This window comes from Mesorhizobium sp. WSM4848 (assembly GCF_055811375.1).
This window is the reverse complement of the sequence record NZ_JBVVPX010000002.1, coordinates 243,522-261,067: the sequence shown is the minus strand read 5'-3', so window position 1 is coordinate 261,067 and position 17,546 is coordinate 243,522. Positions and strand designations below refer to the sequence as shown.

Sequence of the window (17,546 nt, the reverse complement as noted above, 5' to 3'; positions counted from 1 at the left end):
AATTCAATGTTTGGCCGCGGCCAGCACCGCCGCCTGGCCAAGCCAATTGTCGCGACCGATGCGGCCCTTGAACGACAGATAATCGTCGACCCAGGCGGTCTCTTCCGGCGTCCATGCCGCGATCTGGCCGTAAGTCCAGATGCTCAAGCCGTTCAGCACCTGTTCCAGCTTCGGCCCGATGCCCGATATCGCCTTGAGGTCGGCCGGATTTTCCGGGCGATCCATGGCCTTGGGCTGCTTGAAATCCTCGGGCATCAACGCGGCCGGGGCGGCAGCCGCATCCACCACGCTGCGTGCATCATCCACGCTGTTCGCCGCTATGTCATTCACGTCCCTGGCGAAGGACTTCGCCTCGGCGATCAAGGTTTTCGTCGCCGCGCGCGCCTTGGTCGAGGAGCTTGTCCCTGATTCCGAAAAGCGTTCGATCCTGGCATCGAAATCGTCGACCATCGGCTGGAAGAGCCGCTGCGAGGCCTCGGCGGCACCCGAGAGCACGCCCATCCACACCCCAAAGGCGTGATTGGCAAGCCCGATGCCAAGCGCCGACATCGCTGCCGCACCCGCGACAGGGTGCGCCAGGAGATTGACGGCGCTGGCCATCTCCTTCGGCATCATCCTGGTCAGGTCCTGGTTCATTTTTTCGAACGGGTCCAAATCTGGCATCAAATGATCGAGTCTCGAATTCAGCGACATAGGTGGTCTCCTGGTCGTTTCTTCCGTATGCCCCGGCCTGTTTCCTCAAATCGGGCTCTTGCCCGTATCTCAAATCGGGCACTTGCCCGCTTCCAATTCGTCTCTATTCCGCCGCCACCATCACCGGCTCTGCCCGGTGCGCATTGCGCGAAAACTCGTCGATACGCCGCTCTACTTCGCCGCGGAAATGCCGCATCAGGCCCTGGATCGGCCAGGCCGCCGCATCACCCAGCGCGCAGATCGTGTGGCCTTCGACCTGTTTGGTCACGTCGAGCAGCATGTCGATCTCGCGCTTCTGCGCCTCGCCGCGCACCAGCCGCTCCATCACCCGCCACATCCAGCCGGTGCCTTCGCGGCACGGCGTGCACTGGCCGCAGCTCTCGTGCTTGTAGAAGTAGGAAAGCCGGGCAATCGCCTTCACGATATCGGTCGATTTGTCCATGACGATGACAGCCGCCGTGCCGAGACCCGATTTCAGGTCGCGCAGCGCATCAAAATCCATCGGCGCGTCGATGATCTGCTCCGCCGGCACCAGCGGCACCGAAGCGCCGCCAGGAATGACCGCCAGCAGATTGTCCCAGCCGCCGCGAATGCCGCCGCAATGCGTTTCGATCAGCTCGCGGAACGGGATCGACATCGCCTCTTCGACGGTGCACGGAGTGTTGACGTGGCCCGAAACGCAGAACAGCTTGGTGCCGACGTTGTTGGGCCGGCCGAAGGACGAGAACCAGGCGGCGCCGCGGCGCAAAATGGTCGGCGCCACCGCGATCGACTCGACATTGTTGACCGTTGTCGGGCAGCCATAGAGGCCGACATTGGCCGGAAACGGCGGCTTCAGCCGCGGTTGGCCCTTCTTGCCTTCGAGGCTTTCGAGCAGCGCCGTTTCCTCGCCGCAGATATAGGCGCCGGCGCCATGATGCATGTAGATGTCGAAATCGTATCCGGAGGTATTGTTCTTGCCGATCAGCTTGGCCGCATAGGCCTCGTCGATAGCGCGCTGCAGCGCCTCGCGCTCGCGGATGAACTCGCCGCGCACATAGATGTAGGCGGCCATCGCGCCCATGGCGAAGCCGGCGATCAGGCAGCCCTCGACCAGCGTGTGCGGGTCATGTCGCAATATGTCGCGGTCCTTGCAGGTGCCGGGCTCGGATTCGTCGGCGTTGACGACGAGATAGCTCGGCCGGCCGTCACTCTGCTTGGGCATGAACGACCATTTTAGCCCGGTCGGGAAGCCGGCGCCGCCGCGGCCGCGCAGGCCTGATGCCTTCATCTCGTTGACGATCCAGTCGCGTCCCTTGGCGATGATGCCGGGCGTGTTGTCCCAAGCGCCGCGCGCCATCGCACCGGCCAGCGACTTGTCGAAGCGGCCGTAGATGTTGTTGAAGATGCGGTCTTTGTCCTGAAGCATTGTTCGTCCCTCAGACCGGTTTCTTGCCGAAGACGCGGATATATTCGGCGACCCCGCCCTTGGCCAGCGCCTTGGCCTGCTTGACCCAGTCTTCGCGCTCGATGCGGCCGTGGAAACTGAGATAGCCATCGACCCACTCGCGCTCGGCCTTCTTCCATGACGCGACTTGCGCGTAGGTGAAGATACCAAGTGAATGCAGGATGCCTTCGATTTTCGGGCCGACGCCCGAGATCAGCTTGAGATCGTCGACCAGTGCCGGCCTCGCGATGCCGGCCGGGCGGTTCTTGTCCTCAAGCGAAGGCTTGGCTGGCTTGATGACCTTTTTGCCGGCAGCGCCGATCGGCGCTTCCTTCAACTCCGGCGCCTTGAAAGCAGCCGCTGGCTCAGCCTTGACTATCGGACCGCTGCGCTGTTTCAAAACCTTTTCGACTTCCGGCGCGGCCTTGTTGGCATTGGCGGCCGAATGCCGCGGTGCTCTGACGCTCGCCGCCTTTTCCGTCTCTGGTGCGACCTTTGCCGGAGAAGGCGTCTCCAGCGCCGGGCTGGTTTCGGGCGCATCGGTCTTCGGCTTGCTGGCTTTCGACGGCGCGACCGGGGCCGCCGGTGCCTGTGCGGCCGGAGCCGCCGGCGTCGCGACAATTGCCGCTGGTGCAGCCGCCCTGGCGGCCTTGGCAGCCGCCTTGGCTTCCCTATCGCGGGTCGTCTTCAGGATTGCCTTTTCGCTCTTCAGCGTCGTCAGGCCGGTAATTGGCTCGGAGGTGATGCGGCCGTTCTGCGGCCCCGGCGTCACCGAGGCGCCCTTGCCGGCATCATAGAGGTCGATGATCTCGGCAAGCCGCTCCGGCGTCAGATCCTCGAAAGTGTCCTTGAAAATCATCACCATCGGCGCGTTGACGCAGGCGCCAAGGCATTCAACCTCTTCCCACGACAGCGTGCCCTTGTCGTTGGTGTGGAACTGGTCGTGATGGATTTTCGAGCGGCATACATCCATCAGCGCTTCCGAGCCGCGCAGCATGCAGGGCGTGGTGCCGCAGACCTGGATATGCGCGCGGGTGCCGACCGGATTGAGCTGGTACTGCGTGTAAAAAGTCGCAACTTCGAGCCCCCTGATATAGGGCATGCCGAGCATGTCGGAGATCGTCTCGATCGCCGCCTTGGTCACCCAGCCTTCCTGCTCCTGCGCCAGCATCAGCAACGGGATGATCGCCGACTGCTCGCGGCCCTTCGGATACTTCTTGATCCATTGCTTGGCCGCTGCCGCATTCGCCCGGTTGAAGGCGAAGGAGGCTGGCTGGAGGCTGGCTTCTGCGAGACGGCGGACTGACATTTAGCGATCGACCTCACCAAACACGATGTCGAGGGAGCCGAGAACGGCGGTGACGTCGGCCAGCATGTGGCCGCGGCACAAAAAATCCATGGCTTGCAGATGCGCGAAGCCGGGCGCGCGCAGCTTGCAGCGATAGGGTTTGTTGGTGCCGTCCGAGACCAGATAGACGCCGAACTCGCCCTTTGGCGCTTCGACCGCCGCATAGACCTCGCCCGCCGGCACGCGGTAGCCCTCGGTGTAGAGCTTGAAGTGATGGATCAGTGCTTCCATCGAGCGCTTCATCGCCGCGCGCTTCGGCGGCACCACCTTGCCGTCGAGGTTCGACACCGGCCCGCTGCCTTCCTTGCCGAGCAGCAGGTCGATGCACTGGCGCATTATTTTCGCCGACTGGCGCATCTCTTCCATGCGCACGAGATAACGGTCGTAGCAGTCGCCGTTCTTGCCGATCGGAATGTCGAAATCCATCTCGGCATAGCATTCATAAGGCTGCGACTTGCGCAGGTCCCAGGCGACGCCGGAGCCACGCACCATGACGCCCGAAAAACCCCAGGCCCAGGCGTCGGCCAGCGACACGGTGCCGATGTCGACATTGCGCTGCTTGAAGATGCGGTTGCCGGTCAGCAGTGCGTCGAGGTCGTCGAGCGATTTCAGGAACGGATCGATCCAGTTGCCGATATCCTCGACCAGCTGCTGCGGCAGGTCCTGGTGAACGCCGCCGGGCCGAAAATAGGCTGCATGCATGCGCGAGCCGCTGGCCCGCTCATAGAACACCATGAGCTTTTCGCGCTCGACAAAACCCCAGAGAGGCGGCGTCAGCGCTCCGACATCCATCGCCTGCGTCGTCACATTGAGGATGTGCGACATGATGCGGCCGATCTCGCAATAGAGCACGCGGATCAGCTGGCCGCGCTTCGGCACCTCGATGCCGAGCAGCCGCTCTGCGGCAAGCGCAAAGGCATGCTCCTGGTTCATCGGCGCGCAATAGTCGAGCCGATCGAGATAGGGCACGGCCTGCAGATAGGTCTTGGCTTCTATCAGCTTCTCGGTGCCGCGATGCAACAGCCCGATATGCGGATCGACGCGATCGACGACTTCGCCATCGAGTTCTAGCACAAGACGCAAAACGCCATGGGCAGCAGGGTGCTGAGGCCCAAAGTTGATATTGAAGTTGCGGACGGAAGTTTCAGCCATTCTGGCGTCTCAATTCGTCTTGGCTTTTTCGTCGCCTGGAAGGACGTAATCCGTCCCCTCCCAAGGGCTGAGAAAATCGAAATTGCGGAATTCCTGCTTGAGCTCGACCGGCTCGTAGATGACCCGCTTGGCCTCGTCGTCGTAGCGCACCTCGACGAAACCGGTCAGCGGGAAATCCTTGCGCAGCGGATGACCCTCGAAGCCGTAATCGGTCAGAATCCGCCTGAGATCGGGATGACCCGAGAACAGCACGCCATAGAGATCGTAGGTTTCGCGTTCGAACCAGTCAGCGCCCGGAAACACACTGGTGATCGATGGCACCACCGTCTCTTCGTCCGCCTGCACCTTGAGCCGGATGCGAACATTCTGCTTCGGCGACAGCAGGTGATAGACAACGTCGAAGCGCTTGGCCCGCGATGGATAATCGGCGCCGCAGACGTCGATGATCGAGATGAACTGGCATTTTGGATCGTCGCGCAGGAAGCTCACCACCTCGATCAGATCCTGCGGCTCGACCGAGATGGTGAGTTCGCCATAGGCAAACACCGCATCTCCGATCCGGCCGCTCAGCTTCTCGCCGAGGTGGGTCGAGAGTTCATTCAGGCTCATCATCCCGCTCACCGCTCGATCGTGCCGGTGCGGCGGATCTTCTTTTGCAACAGAAGGATGCCGTAGAGCAGCGCTTCCGCACTTGGCGGACAGCCAGGCACATAGATGTCGACCGGCACGACGCGATCGCAGCCGCGCACCACCGAATAGGAATAGTGGTAATAGCCGCCGCCATTGGCGCAGGAGCCCATCGAGATGACGTAGCGCGGCTCCGGCATCTGGTCATAAACCTTGCGCAGCGCCGGCGCCATCTTGTTGGTCAGCGTGCCGGCGACGATCATGATGTCCGACTGGCGCGGCGACGCGCGAGGCGCGACACCGAACCTCTCCGAGTCATAGCGCGGCATCGAGGTGTGGATCATCTCGACCGCGCAGCAGGCAAGACCGAAGGTCATGAACATCAGCGAGCCGCTGCGCGCCCAGGTGATCAGCGCCTCGGTCGAGGTGACGAGAAAGCCCTTGTCGGCAAGCTCGTTGTTGATCTCGAGGAAGAAGGGATCATTCGCCCCCACCGGTTTTCCGGTGCTGGGGTCGAGAATGCCTTTTGGCTTCGGCGCGACGAGCGTGCCGGAATTGTCGCTCAATCCCATTCCAGCGCTCCTTTCTTCCATTCATAGGCAAAGCCGATGGTCAGCACCGCCAAAAACACCATCATCGACCAGAAACCGAGCATGCCGATCTGGCCGAAGGACACTGCCCACGGAAACAGGAAAGCCACTTCCAGATCGAAGATGATAAACAGGATCGACACCAGGTAGAAGCGGATGTCGAACTTCATGCGGGCATCATCGAACGAGTTGAAGCCGCATTCATAGGCGGAAAGCTTTTCCGGATCGGGATTGCGGTAGGCCACCAGAAAGGGTGCGGCAAGCAGCGCCAGGCCGACGACAAGCGCCACGCCGATAAACAGGACGATGGGCAGGTACGAACTCAACAATGCGTTCATGCTGCAGCTTTCCGTTGGCGGCCAATCCACTCTGATTACAGCACCGGACCCACTTGCGGAAGCGTGACAGTTTAACCACTGAACCGTTTTAGGAGGCTCTATGCTGCAAGGCGGCGAGGGTTAGCGCAGGGCTTTCGGCGAAGCAAGTCAAACCTTGTTCAAAACATGGGTGCCGGACGGCATATCCGGATAAACTGGTCCGATCCGCTCCTGTTTGATTTCCTTCGCTTTTTACTCCACTTTTCTCTCCTGACATAGATGCCGCCAAAACCCTGCTAGCATGGTGCGGAATCATCGCTCCCACCTTTGGTCGAACGCCGACAGAGTGCCGTCTGCATGAAGGAAAAAATCTCGCTCGCCATGGCCCGGCGCATCGCGCTTGCCGCACAGGGGTTTGCCGATCCTCGCCCCAGCAGCACGCCTGACCGCCGTCATCTGGCCCGTGTGCTTGGCCGCACCGGCCTGCTGCAGATCGATTCCGTCAGCGCGGTGGTGCGTGCCCATTACATGCCGCTCTATTCGCGGCTTGGCCCCTACCCGCTCGCCCTGCTCGACAACGCCGCCGTGACGCGAAAGCGCAAAGTCTTCGAGTATTGGGCGCACGAAGCCTCCTTTCTGCCGGTCGAAACCTATCCGCTGATGCGCTGGCGCATGCAACGGGCCGAGCGCGGCGAGGAAATGTATAACGGGCTGGCCAAGTGGGGCCGCGAGCGCGCCGCCTATATTGAAGACATTTATCGCGAGGTCGTCGAACGCGGTCCGATCGCCGCTTCCGCCCTGGGAGGCCAGAAAGGAGACCAGAAAGGCTCGGGCGGCTGGTGGGGCTGGAGCGACGCCAAGCACGCTTTCGAATGGCTGTTCTGGGCCGGCCGCATCACCACGGCGTCGCGTCGCGGCTTCGAGCGGCTCTATGATCTACCGGAGCGCGTGCTGCCGCCGGCGATACTTGCCCTGCCGGTGCCCTCGCCTGAGGATGCGCACCGCGAATTGCTGCGCATCTCAGCCCGCGCCCACGGCGTCGCGACAGCAGGCGACCTGCGCGACTATTTCCGCCTCTCTCCCGCTGATATCAAGGGCCGCATCGAGGAACTGGTCGACGCCGGTGATCTTTTGCCGGTGACCGTCGAAGGCTTGGGCAAGCCGGCCTATCTTCACAAGGACGCCCGTTTTCCGCGCAAGATCGAGGCGCGCGCCTTGCTCGCTCCGTTCGATCCCGTCGTCTTCGAGCGGGCGCGCACGGAAAGACTGTTCGACTTCCGCTATCGCATCGAGATCTACACCCCTGCCGAAAAGCGCCAATACGGCTATTATGTGCTGCCGTTCCTGCTCGGCGAAAAGATCGTGGCGCGCATCGACCTTAGGGCTGACCGCCCCGCCGGCGTGCTGCGCGTCCATGCCGCCTATGCCGAGCCCGGCGCGCCGCCGCAAACCGCCGCCGAACTTTTTGAGGAATTGAAGCTGATGCAGGGTTGGCTCGGCCTCGAATGCCTCGAGGTGACGCCTGCGGGGGATTTGGGCCAACCGCTTGCCGACATTGCCGCGTCGTAGACGTGCGTTGACACGACTGCCTCCACAAGCCTAAATCCGCTTCAGACGGTCTCCTCTCGGCAAAGGGAGGAGCCAAGAGGGAATGCGGTGCGAAATCTCGATTTCAAATCCGCGGCTGTCCCCGCAACTGTAAGCGACGAGCCAAGGCCGAAAACCACTGGGAAAATCCCGGGAAGGCGGCACCAAGGCGATGATCCGCGAGCCAGGAGACCTGCCGTCTAGGACATAAGAATCCGATCGCCTGGCGGGTTTTCCGGGCAAGGAGCCTGATTTGGAACGCGACAGCAGTTTTTTGGCTGAGACAGCGGATTTATTATCCCGCGATAATGACGCTTTGGCCGGTGTCACCGTGGTCGTCTGCGCCTCCTGCCGTGACGAGACCGGCTCCGACGGCCATCCTCGCGCCGGCGAATTGTTGGCCGAAGACACGCGCCGCGCCGCCTCTGGCGAAAACATCCGTATCCGCACCGTCGAATGCCTTGGCAACTGCAAGCGCCGCCTCAGCGCCGCTATCCTGCGCGACGGCTGCTGGAGCTATGTCTTTGGCGACCTGACCACGACCAGCGGCGCCGATCTCATCACCGGCGCAAAACTCTTCGCCACTTCGACCGACGGCCTCATCCCATGGCGCGGCCGCCCCGATTGCCTGAAGCGCGGCCTCGTTGCCCGCATCCCTCCCCTCGACCTTTTGAAGGATTAGAAATGACCGCTCCAGAGTCGTCCGCTAATTTCTCGCGCGTGCCCTGCACCGTCGTCACCGGCTTCCTCGGCGCCGGCAAGACGACGCTGATCCGCCATCTGCTCGAAAACGCCGGCGGCAAGCGGCTGGCCATCATCGTCAACGAGTTCGGCGACATCGGCATCGACGGCGAGATTCTGAAGGGATGCGGCATCGACACCTGCCCTGAGGAAAACATCGTCGAACTGGCCAATGGCTGCATCTGCTGCACCGTCGCCGACGATTTTGTCCCGGCGCTCGACCAGATCCTGTCGCTGACGCCGAGGGTCGACCATATCCTGATCGAAACCTCCGGGCTGGCCCTGCCCAAGCCGCTGGTCCAGGCCTTCCAGTGGCCGACGGTGAAGAGCCGGGTGACGGTCGACGGCGTCATTGCCGTGGTCGACGGACCGGCGCTGGCCGAAGGCCGTGTTGCCAACGACATGGACGCCCTGCAGGCGCAGCGCGCGCAGGACGAGACGCTCGACCACGACGATCCGGTCGAGGAGGTGTTCGAGGACCAGCTCGCCTGCGCCGACCTGATCATATTGTCGAAGAGCGACCTGATGGACGCCGCCGGCTCGGCCCGCGCCAATGCCGTCATCGGCAAACACGCCGCCCGCGCGGTCACGATCGTGCCGGCCTCACAGGGCAAGGTCGATCCGTCCGTGCTGCTCGGCCTCGGCCTTGCCGTCGAGGACGACATCGAGAACCGCAAGACCCACCACGACGACGAGCTCGATCACGAGCATGACGATTTCGACTCGTTCGTCATCGATATTCCCTCGATCGCCAATCCCGATGAACTGGCCTTGCGTGTCGCCACGGCGGCGGAGGACGAAAACGTGCTGCGCGTAAAAGGCTTCGTCGAGGTCGGCGGCAAGCCGATGCGGCTGTTGCTGCAGGCTGTCGGGCCGCGCGTCAATCACTATTACGACCGCGCCTGGACTGATGAAGACGACCGCCGCTCGCGCCTCGTCGTCATCGGTCTGAAAGGGCTGAACCGCCCGGCCATCGAGCGTATCCTCGCCGGCTGACCTCAGGCACGAGCCGCGATGCACATCCTCACCACCACATCCGCCTCGCTCGACGATCTCGCCGAGCCTGTCGATCTCAGGCAGACGCCTGCGGATGTCGTGGCGCTGTCCTTCACCGACAGCGATCTGGCCGGGCTGGCGGCGGCGTGGCAGGCAGATGCGGATCGCCTGCCCTCGATGCGGCTGGCGGCTTTGCGCGATCTGCGCCACCCGATGTCCGTCGATCTCTGGATCGACAGCGTCGCCCGGCACGCCAGGGTTATTCTGGTTCGCATCCTCGGCGGCTACGACTGGTGGCGCTACGGCTGCGACCAACTCGCCTCGGCCGCCCGCGCGCACGGCATAAAACTGGCGCTGCTGCCCGGCGAGAGTCACGACGAGGATTTGCGGCTGATCGAATACTCGACGCTGCCGCGCGAAGAGCTCGACGCTCTGCTGGGCTATTTTCGTGAAGGCGGCCCGGCAAATATGACGGCGCTGGTGCAGAGGCTGGCGCGGCTGGCGGGACAGGACGCGGCGGTCGTGGAGCCGGTTGTCGTGCCGAAGGCGGGCTTTTATGAACCCGGACGCGGCGACGTCTCCCTCCCCCTCGAGGGGAGGGTCCGGCCGCAGGCCGGGGGTGGGGTCGCCTGTGAAGTGCGCCAACAGCAAAAAACGTCGAGCACTGCCGCAACGACCCCACCCGGCCCTGCGGGCCACCCTCCCCTCGAGGGGGAGGGGGACGTCGTGCCCATTCTCTTCTACCGTTCGATGCTGCTCGCCGCCGATATCGCTCCGATCGATGCGCTGTTTGAAGCGCTGCGGCAGCGCGGCATGGCCCCCGTGCCGATCTTCGTCTCCAGCCTCAAGGACCCGGCCTCGCTCGCCTTTGTCGAAACCGCGCTTGCCACGCTGAAGCCGGCCGCCATCATCACCGCCACGGCGTTCGCCTCGGGCGCCGAGTCCGGCGTCGAAACCCTGTTCGACCGCGCCGGCGTTCCTGTCTTCCAGGTCATCGTCGCGACGACACCCCGTGACATCTGGCAAGACAACCAGCGCGGCCTGGCGCCCGCCGATCTTGCCATGCATGTCGTCCTGCCTGAACTCGACGGCCGCATCCTTGCCGGCGCCGTTTCCTTCAAGGGCGAAAGCGAGGTCGATCCGGCATTGGCTTTCCGCGCGTTCTCCAACCGACCGGAGCCGGACCGCGTCGCGCAGGTGGCGAACCGTGTCGAAGCTTTCATCCGCCTGCAGCGCACGCCGCGCGAAAAACGCAAGCTCGCCATCCTGATCCCCGACTATCCGAGCGCCCCCGGCCGCACCGGCTACGCCGTCGGCCTCGACGTGCCGTCCAGCGTGCTGGCGATGCTGCACGACCTGAGCGAACAGGGCTACGCCGTTGAAGGGATTCCGCAAACCCCGCGCGCGTTGCTGGAGATGCTGGAGTCGGCCGATCAAGGATTAGCCTTGAAGGAGTATCTGACTTTCTCGAAGGAATTGCCGCCGGCGGCCATCGCTGCCGTGACGGCCGCATGGGGGAATGCGGCAGATGAGACAGGTTGGTGCGAGGCACCCCCCTCTGTCCTGCCGGACATCTCCCCCTCAAGGGGGGAGATTGCGCTGTCGTCGCTGCTTTCGCCAATTACCGAGGATGTTAAGGAAGAGCCGTCGGTAGAACTGCCGATCTCCCCCCTTGAGGGGGAGATGTCCGGCAGGACAGAGGGGGGTGTTCAAGCGCCTACCGCGGCAAATTTCCCCTTCCGCGCCGCCACCTTCGGCAACATCACAGTGGCGATCGCCCCCGATCGCGGGCGCTCGGTCGACCGCCGCGCCGACTATCACGACCCGACCTTGCCGCCGCGCCATGCGCTGATCGCCTTTGGCCTGTGGCTGCGCAAGGCGCTCGATGTCCATGCCCTCGTCCATGTCGGCGCCCATGGCACGCTGGAATGGCTGCCCGGCAAGACCGTGGCGCTCAGCGAAACCTGTTTTCCCGAGATCGTCACCGGTCCCCTGCCCGTCATCTACCCATTCATCGTCTCCAACCCGGGAGAGGCAGCGCAGGCCAAGCGGCGCATTGCCGCCGTCACCCTCGGCCATTTGCCGCCGCCGCTGACCGGCGCCGGGCTCGACGAAAACCAGCAGCAGCTCGAGCGGCTGGTCGACGAATATGCCCAGGCTGACGGGCTCGACCGCCGCCGCCGCGATCGCCTGGCGAGGCTGATCGTCGAAACCGCGGAAAAGACCGGTCTCGCCGCCGAGGCCGGCGTCGCCGGAACCGACGCGCCCGACGAAGCGCTGCGCCGCATCGACGCCTGGCTCTGCGACCTGAAGGATTTCGCCATCAAGGACGGCCTTCACATCTTTGGCCGCTCAGCCGAGGGCGAGACCGATCCGCTGCACGAGCAGAGTGCGGCGGCCGAGAAGTCAGCATTCATCGCCGCCCTCGACGGCCACCATGTCGCTGCCGGTCCTGCCGGCGCGCCGGCGCGTGGCCGGCGCGATGTGCTGCCGACCGGCCGCAACCTGTTCACATCAGATTCACGCACCATGCCGACGCCGACATCCTTCGATCTCGGCAGGGCGGCCTCCGACGAGGTCTTGCGCAGCTACATGCAATCGCATGGCGACTGGCCGCGCTCGCTGGTCATCGACCTCTGGGGCTCGGTCTCGCTGCGCACCGGCGGCGAAGAGATCGCGCAAGGCCTGGCGCTGATGGGCTGCCGGCCGCAATGGGATTCCGCCACCGGCCGCGTCACCGGCATCGAGGTGCTGCCGCCGGCCACCCTTGGCCGCCCGCGCGTCGATGTCACCTGGCGCATTTCAGGCCTGTTCCGCGACATGTTCCCGACCCAGATCGCCCTGATCGATGCGGCCGCCAACGCCGTTGCCGCCCGCGACGAGGATGCATCGGAAAACCCGCTCGCTGCAAAAACCCGCGCGGATGGCAAGGTCAGCCCGCGCATTTTCGGCACCTCGCCCGGCACCTACGGCGCCGGCGTCGAGGATTTATTGTCGAGCGGCGACTGGGCCGCGCGCGAAGAGATCGGCCGCGCCTATCTCGACGCCACCTCGCATGCCTATGGCGGCGCCGACGGGGAAGGGATTTCAGCGCCAGGCGCTTTTGAGGACCGTGTCGCCGAGGCCGACCTTCTCGTCCATACGGGAGACGATCCCGGCCGCGATATTTTGGAAGGCTCCGCCGATGTCGCCTTCATCGGCGGTTTTTCAGCGGCGCTTGCGGCACTCGGCAAGAACGCCGACGTCATCGTGCTCGACACCACGGATCCGCAAAAGCCGAAGCCGCGCTCGGTTGGAGAAGCCGTATCTCGGGTCGTTCGCGCCCGCGCGGTCAACCCGCGCTTCATCGCCGGCCAGATGCGGCACGGGCCGCGCGGTGCCTCGGAATTCGCCGAGACAGTCGACCGTCTCGTCGGTTTCGCCGAGACCACCCATGCCATACCTGGCAGGCTGATCGAGGCCGTGCATGACGCCTATCTCGGCGATCTCGAGGTGCGCGCCTTCATCCTGCGCGAAAATCCGGCGGCCGCGAAGGCGATTGCCGAGCGGTTTCTGTCGGCGCGGCGGCGCGGTCTCTGGCATCCGCTGCGCAATTCCATCGATGACGATCTCGCCGCACTGATCGCCGAGGCGCAGGCGCTAGGGGTGGCCGCATGAACGTCTTCTCCCGACGCGGCGCCTGCCCCGCTTTGTCCGCGCCGATGCAGACCGGCGACGGGCTTCTGGTGCGGCTCAACCCGGTCGCTGGAGGACTCTTGCCGAAGTCCTTGATCGGTCTCGGTGAATCCGCCTTGCGGCACGGCAACGGCATCATCGAAGTGACCGCGCGCGGCAGCCTGCAGATCCGCGGCTTGACGCCGGCCAGCGCCCGGCTGCTGGCAATGGAGGTCGACGCGCTCGGCATCGCCGTGCGCACCGGCGTGCCGGTGGAGATTGGACCGCTGGCGGGGCTGGATCCAGAAGAAGTTGCTGACCCGCGCCCATTAGCCGAACGCATTCGGGCGGCGATCGAAGAAGCCGGGCTAACGCCGCGTCTTGGCCCGAAGGTTTCTGTCATTGTCGACGGCGGCGGACAGCTGGCTATGGATGTGGTGACGGCCGATGTGCGACTGGCTGCGGTCAGAACCGACGCGGCCGTCGCTTGGCTGTTAGCTGTTGCTGGCGACAGGGAAAATGCGGCGCCGCTCGCTATGGTCGAGGAAGATGCTGCCTGCGATATCGCCGTCGCAATTCTGAGGATGGTTGCCGAAAAAGGGCGCGAAGCCCATGCACGGGATTTGACGGAGAGGCAGTTAATATCTCTCGCAAGTTGGCATTCCACGGCGCCCCCCTCTGTCCTGCCGGACATCTCCCCCACGAGGGGGGAGATTTCGCCCTCGTCTCCGCTTTCGCCAATCGCTGGAGGTGCTAAGGGGGAGCCGCCGGCGAAGCTGCCGATCTCCCCCCAAGTGGGGGAGATGTCCGGCAGGACAGAGGGGGGCGCCGTGGAGCGCCTTCCTTTGCCGGCTCGCTTCCCCATTGGCGTTTTCGATCTGACAGATGGGTGCGCTCTCGGCATCGGCCTGCCCTTCGGCAGCATGCCGGCGCAAAAACTCATCGGCCTCACGCAACACACCCTCACCCTCGGCGCAACCGAAATCCGCCTTGCCCCCCACCGCGCGCTGCTTTTCATCGGCCTCTCTCCGACCGCCTGCCACTCGCTCCAGCAGGCGGCCGCCACCCTCGGCTTCGTTACCGACGCTGCCGACCCGCGCACGAAAATCGCCGCTTGCCCCGGTGCGCCGGCCTGCGCCTCCGGCCGGATCGCCACGCGCGACATCGCCGAGACCATCGCCGCCGAGAACCGCGACCTTCTCGATGCCTCCGTCACCCTCCACATCTCCGGCTGTGCCAAGGGCTGCGCCCATCCAGGCCGGGCGGCGCTGACACTGGTCGGCGGCGAAAACGGAGCCGGACTTGTCGTGGACGGGACGGCAAAGGCCCTTCCTGCCGGATACAGGCCAGGCTATGACGCCGCGCGCGGCGTTGGCCGCATTGCCGCAGCGATCCGCGAAGCACGATTTCGAGGCGAGACCAGCGCCGCCTTCCTGACAAGGCTTGGCGCGGCCGGTGTCACCGAACTCTACCGACAGGAATGAACATGCCAGCCCCCTACGACTACATCCATGACGGCACGGCGATCTATGAGCGCTCCTTCGCCATCATTCGCGCCGAGGCCGACCTGTCGCGCTTTTCCGATGCCGAAGCCGATGTCGCCATCCGCATGATCCATGCCTGCGGCCAGGTCGAGGCCGCGCAGAACTTTGTTTTTTCGCAAGCTTTTGTTGCCGCCGCTCGCGCGGCACTGGCGGCCGGCGCGCCGATCTTCTGCGATGCCGAGATGGTCTCGCACGGCGTCACCCGCGCCCGGTTGCCGGCCGCTAACGAGGTGATCTGCACGCTGCGCGACCCGCGGACGTCCGACATAGCGAAAAAAATCGGCAACACTCGTTCGGCCGCAGCCATCGACCTGTGGGGCGAGCGCATGGCCGGTTCGGTCGTCGCCATCGGCAATGCGCCGACCGCACTTTTCTACCTGCTGGAAAAACTGCGCGACGGTGCGCCGAAACCGGCTGTTATCATCGGCATGCCGGTCGGTTTCGTCGGTGCTGCCGAATCGAAGGAGGCGCTGGCCGAGAATTCCTATGGCGTTCCCTACACGATCGTGCGCGGCAGGCTGGGCGGCAGCGCCATGACCGCGGCTGCCCTCAACGCTTTGGCGAGGCCGGGCCTGTGAACGCGATTGTAAAAGGCAGGCTTGTTGGCGTCGGCACCGGTCCCGGCGACCCCGATCTGCTGACGCTCAAGGCCGTGCGCGCGCTGGCCGAGGCAGACGTGGTGGCGCATTTCGCCAAGCGCGGCAACAACAGCAATGCGCGCGCAATCGTCGGCGCGCATTTTCGTCCTGATTTGATCGAGTTGCCGCTGCTCTATCCCGTAACCACCGAAATCGACAAGGATCACAGCGATTACCGGTCGCAGATAGCGGATTTCTACGAAGAGTCGGCCGAAAAGGTCGCCGAGCATCTCAGCGCCGGCAGGATGGTCGCGGTGCTCTCGGAGGGCGACCCGCTGTTCTACGGCTCTTACATGCACCTGCATGTCAGGCTGGCGCATCGCTTTCCAACAGAGGTCATTCCCGGCGTCACCGCGATGTCCGGCTGCTGGTCGGCGACCGGAACGCCGATCGTCCAGGGCGACGATGTATTGACCGTGCTGCCGGGCACGATGAGCGAATTCGAGCTGACCCGCCGCCTCGCCGACACCGATGCCGCTGTCATCATGAAGGTTGGCCGCAACCTGCCCAAGATCAGGCGCGCGCTGGCGGCGACCGACAAGCTGGCGCGTGCCGTCTATGTCGAGCGCGGCACCATGCCGGGCGGCGTTTCGATGCGGCTGGCCGACAAGCAGGACGACAACGCACCCTACTTCGCCATCGTACTGGTCGCCGGCTGGTCCGGCCGGGCTGCCGCATTGGGAGCCGAAGCATGAGTGGCCGCCTGACCGTTGTCGGCCTCGGACCCGGCAATGCCGACCAGGTGACGCCGGAGGCGAGCCGCGCCGTCGCCGAGGCAAGATTCTTCTACGGCTACAAGCCGTATCTCGACCGGCTCGACCTGCGCCCGGACCAGACCCGCGTCGCCTCCGACAATCGCGAGGAGTTGTCCCGCGCCAAGGACGCGCTGGCCATGGCTGCGCAGGGCCACGATGTCGCCGTCGTCTCGGGCGGCGACCCCGGCGTCTTTGCCATGGCGGCAGCCGTCTGCGAGGCGATCGAGGCCGGCCCGGCCGAATGGCGTGCCGTTGACGTTGCGATGCTGCCCGGCATCACCGCCATGCTCGCCGTCGCTGCCCGGATCGGCGCACCACTCGGCCATGATTTCTGCGCCATCTCGTTGTCCGACAATCTAAAACCCTGGGACCTCATCGAATTGCGGCTGCTGGCGGCGGCCGGCGCCGGCTTCGTCATCGCGCTCTACAATCCAATCAGCAAGGCGCGCCCCTGGCAGCTTGGCCGCGCCTTCGAATGCCTCACAGCGATCCTTCCGGGGACCACGCCGGTCGTCTTCGGCCGCGCCGCCGGCCGTCCCGACGAGCGCATCGAGGTGTTTTTGCTGGCCGACGCCGACGCGGAAAAGGCCGACATGGCGACCTGCATCATCATCGGCTCGCCGGAAACCAGGATCATCAAGCGCGGCGAAAGACCGGCGCTGGTCTATACGCCGCGTTCGGCGGCGGGCCCAAGAAAATGACCGACCAGAAGATGATCGACCATCGCGGCAAGCGCTTCGACGGTTTCAGCCGAAGCAACGTCCGGCAGCGTCGGCCTGCGGATCATCACCACCTCGATGCCGAGCCCCCGCGCTGCGGCGATCTTGCCGTAGGTCGCCTCGCCGCCGCTGTTCTTGGACACGACGACATCGATGCGGTGTTCCCGAAGCAGTGCCTGTTCGTCGGCTTCCCGGAACGGCCCGCGCGCCAAGAGATAGGTCGCGTGGGGCACAGCGAGCCTTGGCTCGACCGGATCGACGCTGCGGATGAGATAGTGATGCTGGGGCGCGGCCTCGAAGGCGGCGACCTCCTGCCGGCCAAGCGCCAGGAAAACGCGGCGCGACGCCGATCCCAGCGCCGTCACCGCGCCGGCAACGCTGTCGACCAGCGTCCAGCGATCATCTTCGGCCGGCTCCCAGCCTGGGCGCCTGAGCGCGACGATCGGCACACCGGCCTCATCCGCCGCTGCCGCGGCATTGGCCGAAATCTGCGCCGCATAGGGATGCGTGGCGTCGACCAGCAGCTCGATACGGGTCTCGCGGAGAAACGCAGCCAGCCCGTCGGCGCCGCCGAAACCGCCAGTGCGAATCGGAACGCCTTGCGCAACTGGGCTTTCGGTGCGGCCGGCCAGCGACAACGTGACCTCAAGATCATCGCGCGCAACAAGCTTGCCCGCCAGTTGCCGGGCTTCGGTGGTTCCGCCGAGGATCAGAATTCGCTTCATTGGCACCACGTCAGGCCACGCCGAGCAGCCCCTC

General features: G+C 64.6%; 16 protein-coding genes and 1 riboswitch. Of the genes, 8 read left to right on the top strand and 8 right to left on the bottom strand.

Annotated elements, in window-relative coordinates; genetic code table 11:
* Nucleotides 1-3: 3 nt before the first annotated feature.
* The 7 genes from AC0L16_RS03630 to AC0L16_RS03600 form a co-directional block, all read right to left on the bottom strand.
* A complete protein-coding gene (locus AC0L16_RS03630) occupies nt 4-693 on the bottom strand; it encodes an NADH-ubiquinone dehydrogenase (protein ID WP_473619037.1) in 690 nt (229 codons plus the stop codon).
* Between the two features lie 103 nt (nt 694-796).
* Nucleotides 797-2,101, bottom strand: a complete 1,305-nt coding sequence (gene nuoF / locus AC0L16_RS03625; protein WP_473619035.1) for an NADH-quinone oxidoreductase subunit NuoF — start codon at nt 2,099-2,101, stop codon at nt 797-799.
* Nucleotides 2,102-2,111: 10 nt separating this feature from the next.
* Complete coding sequence (locus tag AC0L16_RS03620) at nt 2,112-3,428, bottom strand: NADH-quinone oxidoreductase subunit E (RefSeq protein ID WP_473619034.1); 1,317 nt, start codon at nt 3,426-3,428, stop codon at nt 2,112-2,114.
* Nucleotides 3,429-4,619, bottom strand: a complete 1,191-nt coding sequence (locus AC0L16_RS03615) for an NADH-quinone oxidoreductase subunit D (protein WP_287247333.1) — start codon at nt 4,617-4,619, stop codon at nt 3,429-3,431.
* Nucleotides 4,620-4,628: 9 nt separating this feature from the next.
* A complete protein-coding gene (locus AC0L16_RS03610; protein ID WP_473619032.1) occupies nt 4,629-5,228 on the bottom strand; it encodes an NADH-quinone oxidoreductase subunit C in 600 nt (199 codons plus the stop codon).
* A gap of 8 nt (nt 5,229-5,236) precedes the next feature.
* Nucleotides 5,237-5,818, bottom strand: coding sequence for a NuoB/complex I 20 kDa subunit family protein (locus AC0L16_RS03605; RefSeq protein WP_027156092.1), 582 nt, complete (start codon nt 5,816-5,818; stop codon nt 5,237-5,239).
* Nucleotides 5,809-6,174, bottom strand: coding sequence for an NADH-quinone oxidoreductase subunit A (locus AC0L16_RS03600; RefSeq protein WP_128166995.1), 366 nt, complete (start codon nt 6,172-6,174; stop codon nt 5,809-5,811). Before AC0L16_RS03600 ends, AC0L16_RS03605 begins: the two co-directional genes overlap by 10 nt.
* Nucleotides 6,175-6,510: 336 nt before the next feature.
* On the opposite strand from AC0L16_RS03600, the gene AC0L16_RS03595 reads away from it, so the two are divergent.
* The 8 genes from AC0L16_RS03595 to AC0L16_RS03560 all read left to right on the top strand — a co-directional run bounded on the left by AC0L16_RS03595 (nt 6,511) and on the right by AC0L16_RS03560 (nt 16,769).
* Nucleotides 6,511-7,722 carry a winged helix-turn-helix domain-containing protein gene (locus tag AC0L16_RS03595; RefSeq protein ID WP_473619031.1) on the top strand — a complete coding sequence of 404 codons (1,212 nt, stop codon included), beginning with the start codon at nt 6,511-6,513 and terminating at the stop codon, nt 7,720-7,722.
* A 29-nt stretch (nt 7,723-7,751) separates the two neighbouring features.
* Nucleotides 7,752-7,955, top strand: a riboswitch (cobalamin riboswitch).
* A gap of 38 nt (nt 7,956-7,993) precedes the next feature.
* Nucleotides 7,994-8,422: a DUF1636 family protein gene (locus AC0L16_RS03590; protein ID WP_473619030.1), complete on the top strand. Its 429-nt coding sequence runs from the start codon at nt 7,994-7,996 to the stop codon at nt 8,420-8,422.
* A gap of 2 nt (nt 8,423-8,424) precedes the next feature.
* Nucleotides 8,425-9,477, top strand: coding sequence for a cobalamin biosynthesis protein CobW (gene cobW, locus AC0L16_RS03585; protein ID WP_473619028.1), 1,053 nt, complete (start codon nt 8,425-8,427; stop codon nt 9,475-9,477).
* Between the two features lie 18 nt (nt 9,478-9,495).
* Complete coding sequence (locus AC0L16_RS03580; protein ID WP_473619027.1) at nt 9,496-13,134, top strand: cobaltochelatase subunit CobN; 3,639 nt, start codon at nt 9,496-9,498, stop codon at nt 13,132-13,134.
* The gene (gene cobG, locus AC0L16_RS03575; protein ID WP_473619026.1) at nt 13,131-14,615 is read left to right on the top strand and encodes a precorrin-3B synthase; all 1,485 of its coding nucleotides are present in this window, start codon (nt 13,131-13,133) and stop codon (nt 14,613-14,615) included. Before AC0L16_RS03580 ends, cobG begins: the two co-directional genes overlap by 4 nt.
* Nucleotides 14,612-15,253, top strand: coding sequence for a precorrin-8X methylmutase (locus tag AC0L16_RS03570; protein ID WP_473619024.1), 642 nt, complete (start codon nt 14,612-14,614; stop codon nt 15,251-15,253). The genes cobG and AC0L16_RS03570 overlap by 4 nt, the downstream gene beginning before the upstream one ends.
* Entirely contained in the window at nt 15,250-16,008 is a 759-nt protein-coding gene (locus tag AC0L16_RS03565) for a precorrin-2 C(20)-methyltransferase (protein ID WP_473619023.1), read from the top strand. Before AC0L16_RS03570 ends, AC0L16_RS03565 begins: the two co-directional genes overlap by 4 nt.
* A complete protein-coding gene (locus AC0L16_RS03560; RefSeq protein WP_473619021.1) occupies nt 16,005-16,769 on the top strand; it encodes a precorrin-3B C(17)-methyltransferase in 765 nt (254 codons plus the stop codon). The genes AC0L16_RS03565 and AC0L16_RS03560 overlap by 4 nt, the downstream gene beginning before the upstream one ends.
* On the opposite strand, the gene AC0L16_RS03555 is transcribed toward AC0L16_RS03560, so the two are convergent.
* Nucleotides 16,733-17,512, bottom strand: a complete 780-nt coding sequence (locus tag AC0L16_RS03555) for a cobalt-precorrin-6A reductase (protein ID WP_473619020.1) — start codon at nt 17,510-17,512, stop codon at nt 16,733-16,735. The genes AC0L16_RS03560 and AC0L16_RS03555 overlap by 37 nt on opposite strands.
* Nucleotides 17,513-17,546 lie beyond the last annotated feature (34 nt).

Excerpts from the sequence above, each read along its gene's own strand:
- AC0L16_RS03610 (WP_473619032.1), bottom strand. The coding sequence starts at position 5,228 with ATGAGCCTGAATGAACTCTCGACCCACCTCGGCGAGAAGCTGAGCGGC.
- AC0L16_RS03615 (WP_287247333.1), bottom strand. The coding sequence starts at position 4,619 with ATGGCTGAAACTTCCGTCCGCAACTTCAATATCAACTTTGGGCCTCAG.
- AC0L16_RS03605 (WP_027156092.1), bottom strand. The coding sequence starts at position 5,818 with ATGGGATTGAGCGACAATTCCGGCACGCTCGTCGCGCCGAAGCCAAAA.
- AC0L16_RS03570 (WP_473619024.1), top strand. The coding sequence starts at position 14,612 with ATGAACATGCCAGCCCCCTACGACTACATCCATGACGGCACGGCGATC.
- cobW (WP_473619028.1), top strand. The coding sequence starts at position 8,425 with ATGACCGCTCCAGAGTCGTCCGCTAATTTCTCGCGCGTGCCCTGCACC.
- AC0L16_RS03630 (WP_473619037.1), bottom strand. The coding sequence starts at position 693 with ATGTCGCTGAATTCGAGACTCGATCATTTGATGCCAGATTTGGACCCG.
- AC0L16_RS03555 (WP_473619020.1), bottom strand. The coding sequence starts at position 17,512 with ATGAAGCGAATTCTGATCCTCGGCGGAACCACCGAAGCCCGGCAACTG.
- nuoF (WP_473619035.1), bottom strand. The coding sequence starts at position 2,101 with ATGCTTCAGGACAAAGACCGCATCTTCAACAACATCTACGGCCGCTTC.
- AC0L16_RS03560 (WP_473619021.1), top strand. The coding sequence starts at position 16,005 with ATGAGTGGCCGCCTGACCGTTGTCGGCCTCGGACCCGGCAATGCCGAC.
- AC0L16_RS03595 (WP_473619031.1), top strand. The coding sequence starts at position 6,511 with ATGAAGGAAAAAATCTCGCTCGCCATGGCCCGGCGCATCGCGCTTGCC.
- AC0L16_RS03620 (WP_473619034.1), bottom strand. The coding sequence starts at position 3,428 with ATGTCAGTCCGCCGTCTCGCAGAAGCCAGCCTCCAGCCAGCCTCCTTC.
- AC0L16_RS03600 (WP_128166995.1), bottom strand. The coding sequence starts at position 6,174 with ATGAACGCATTGTTGAGTTCGTACCTGCCCATCGTCCTGTTTATCGGC.
- AC0L16_RS03580 (WP_473619027.1), top strand. The coding sequence starts at position 9,496 with ATGCACATCCTCACCACCACATCCGCCTCGCTCGACGATCTCGCCGAG.
- cobG (WP_473619026.1), top strand. The coding sequence starts at position 13,131 with ATGAACGTCTTCTCCCGACGCGGCGCCTGCCCCGCTTTGTCCGCGCCG.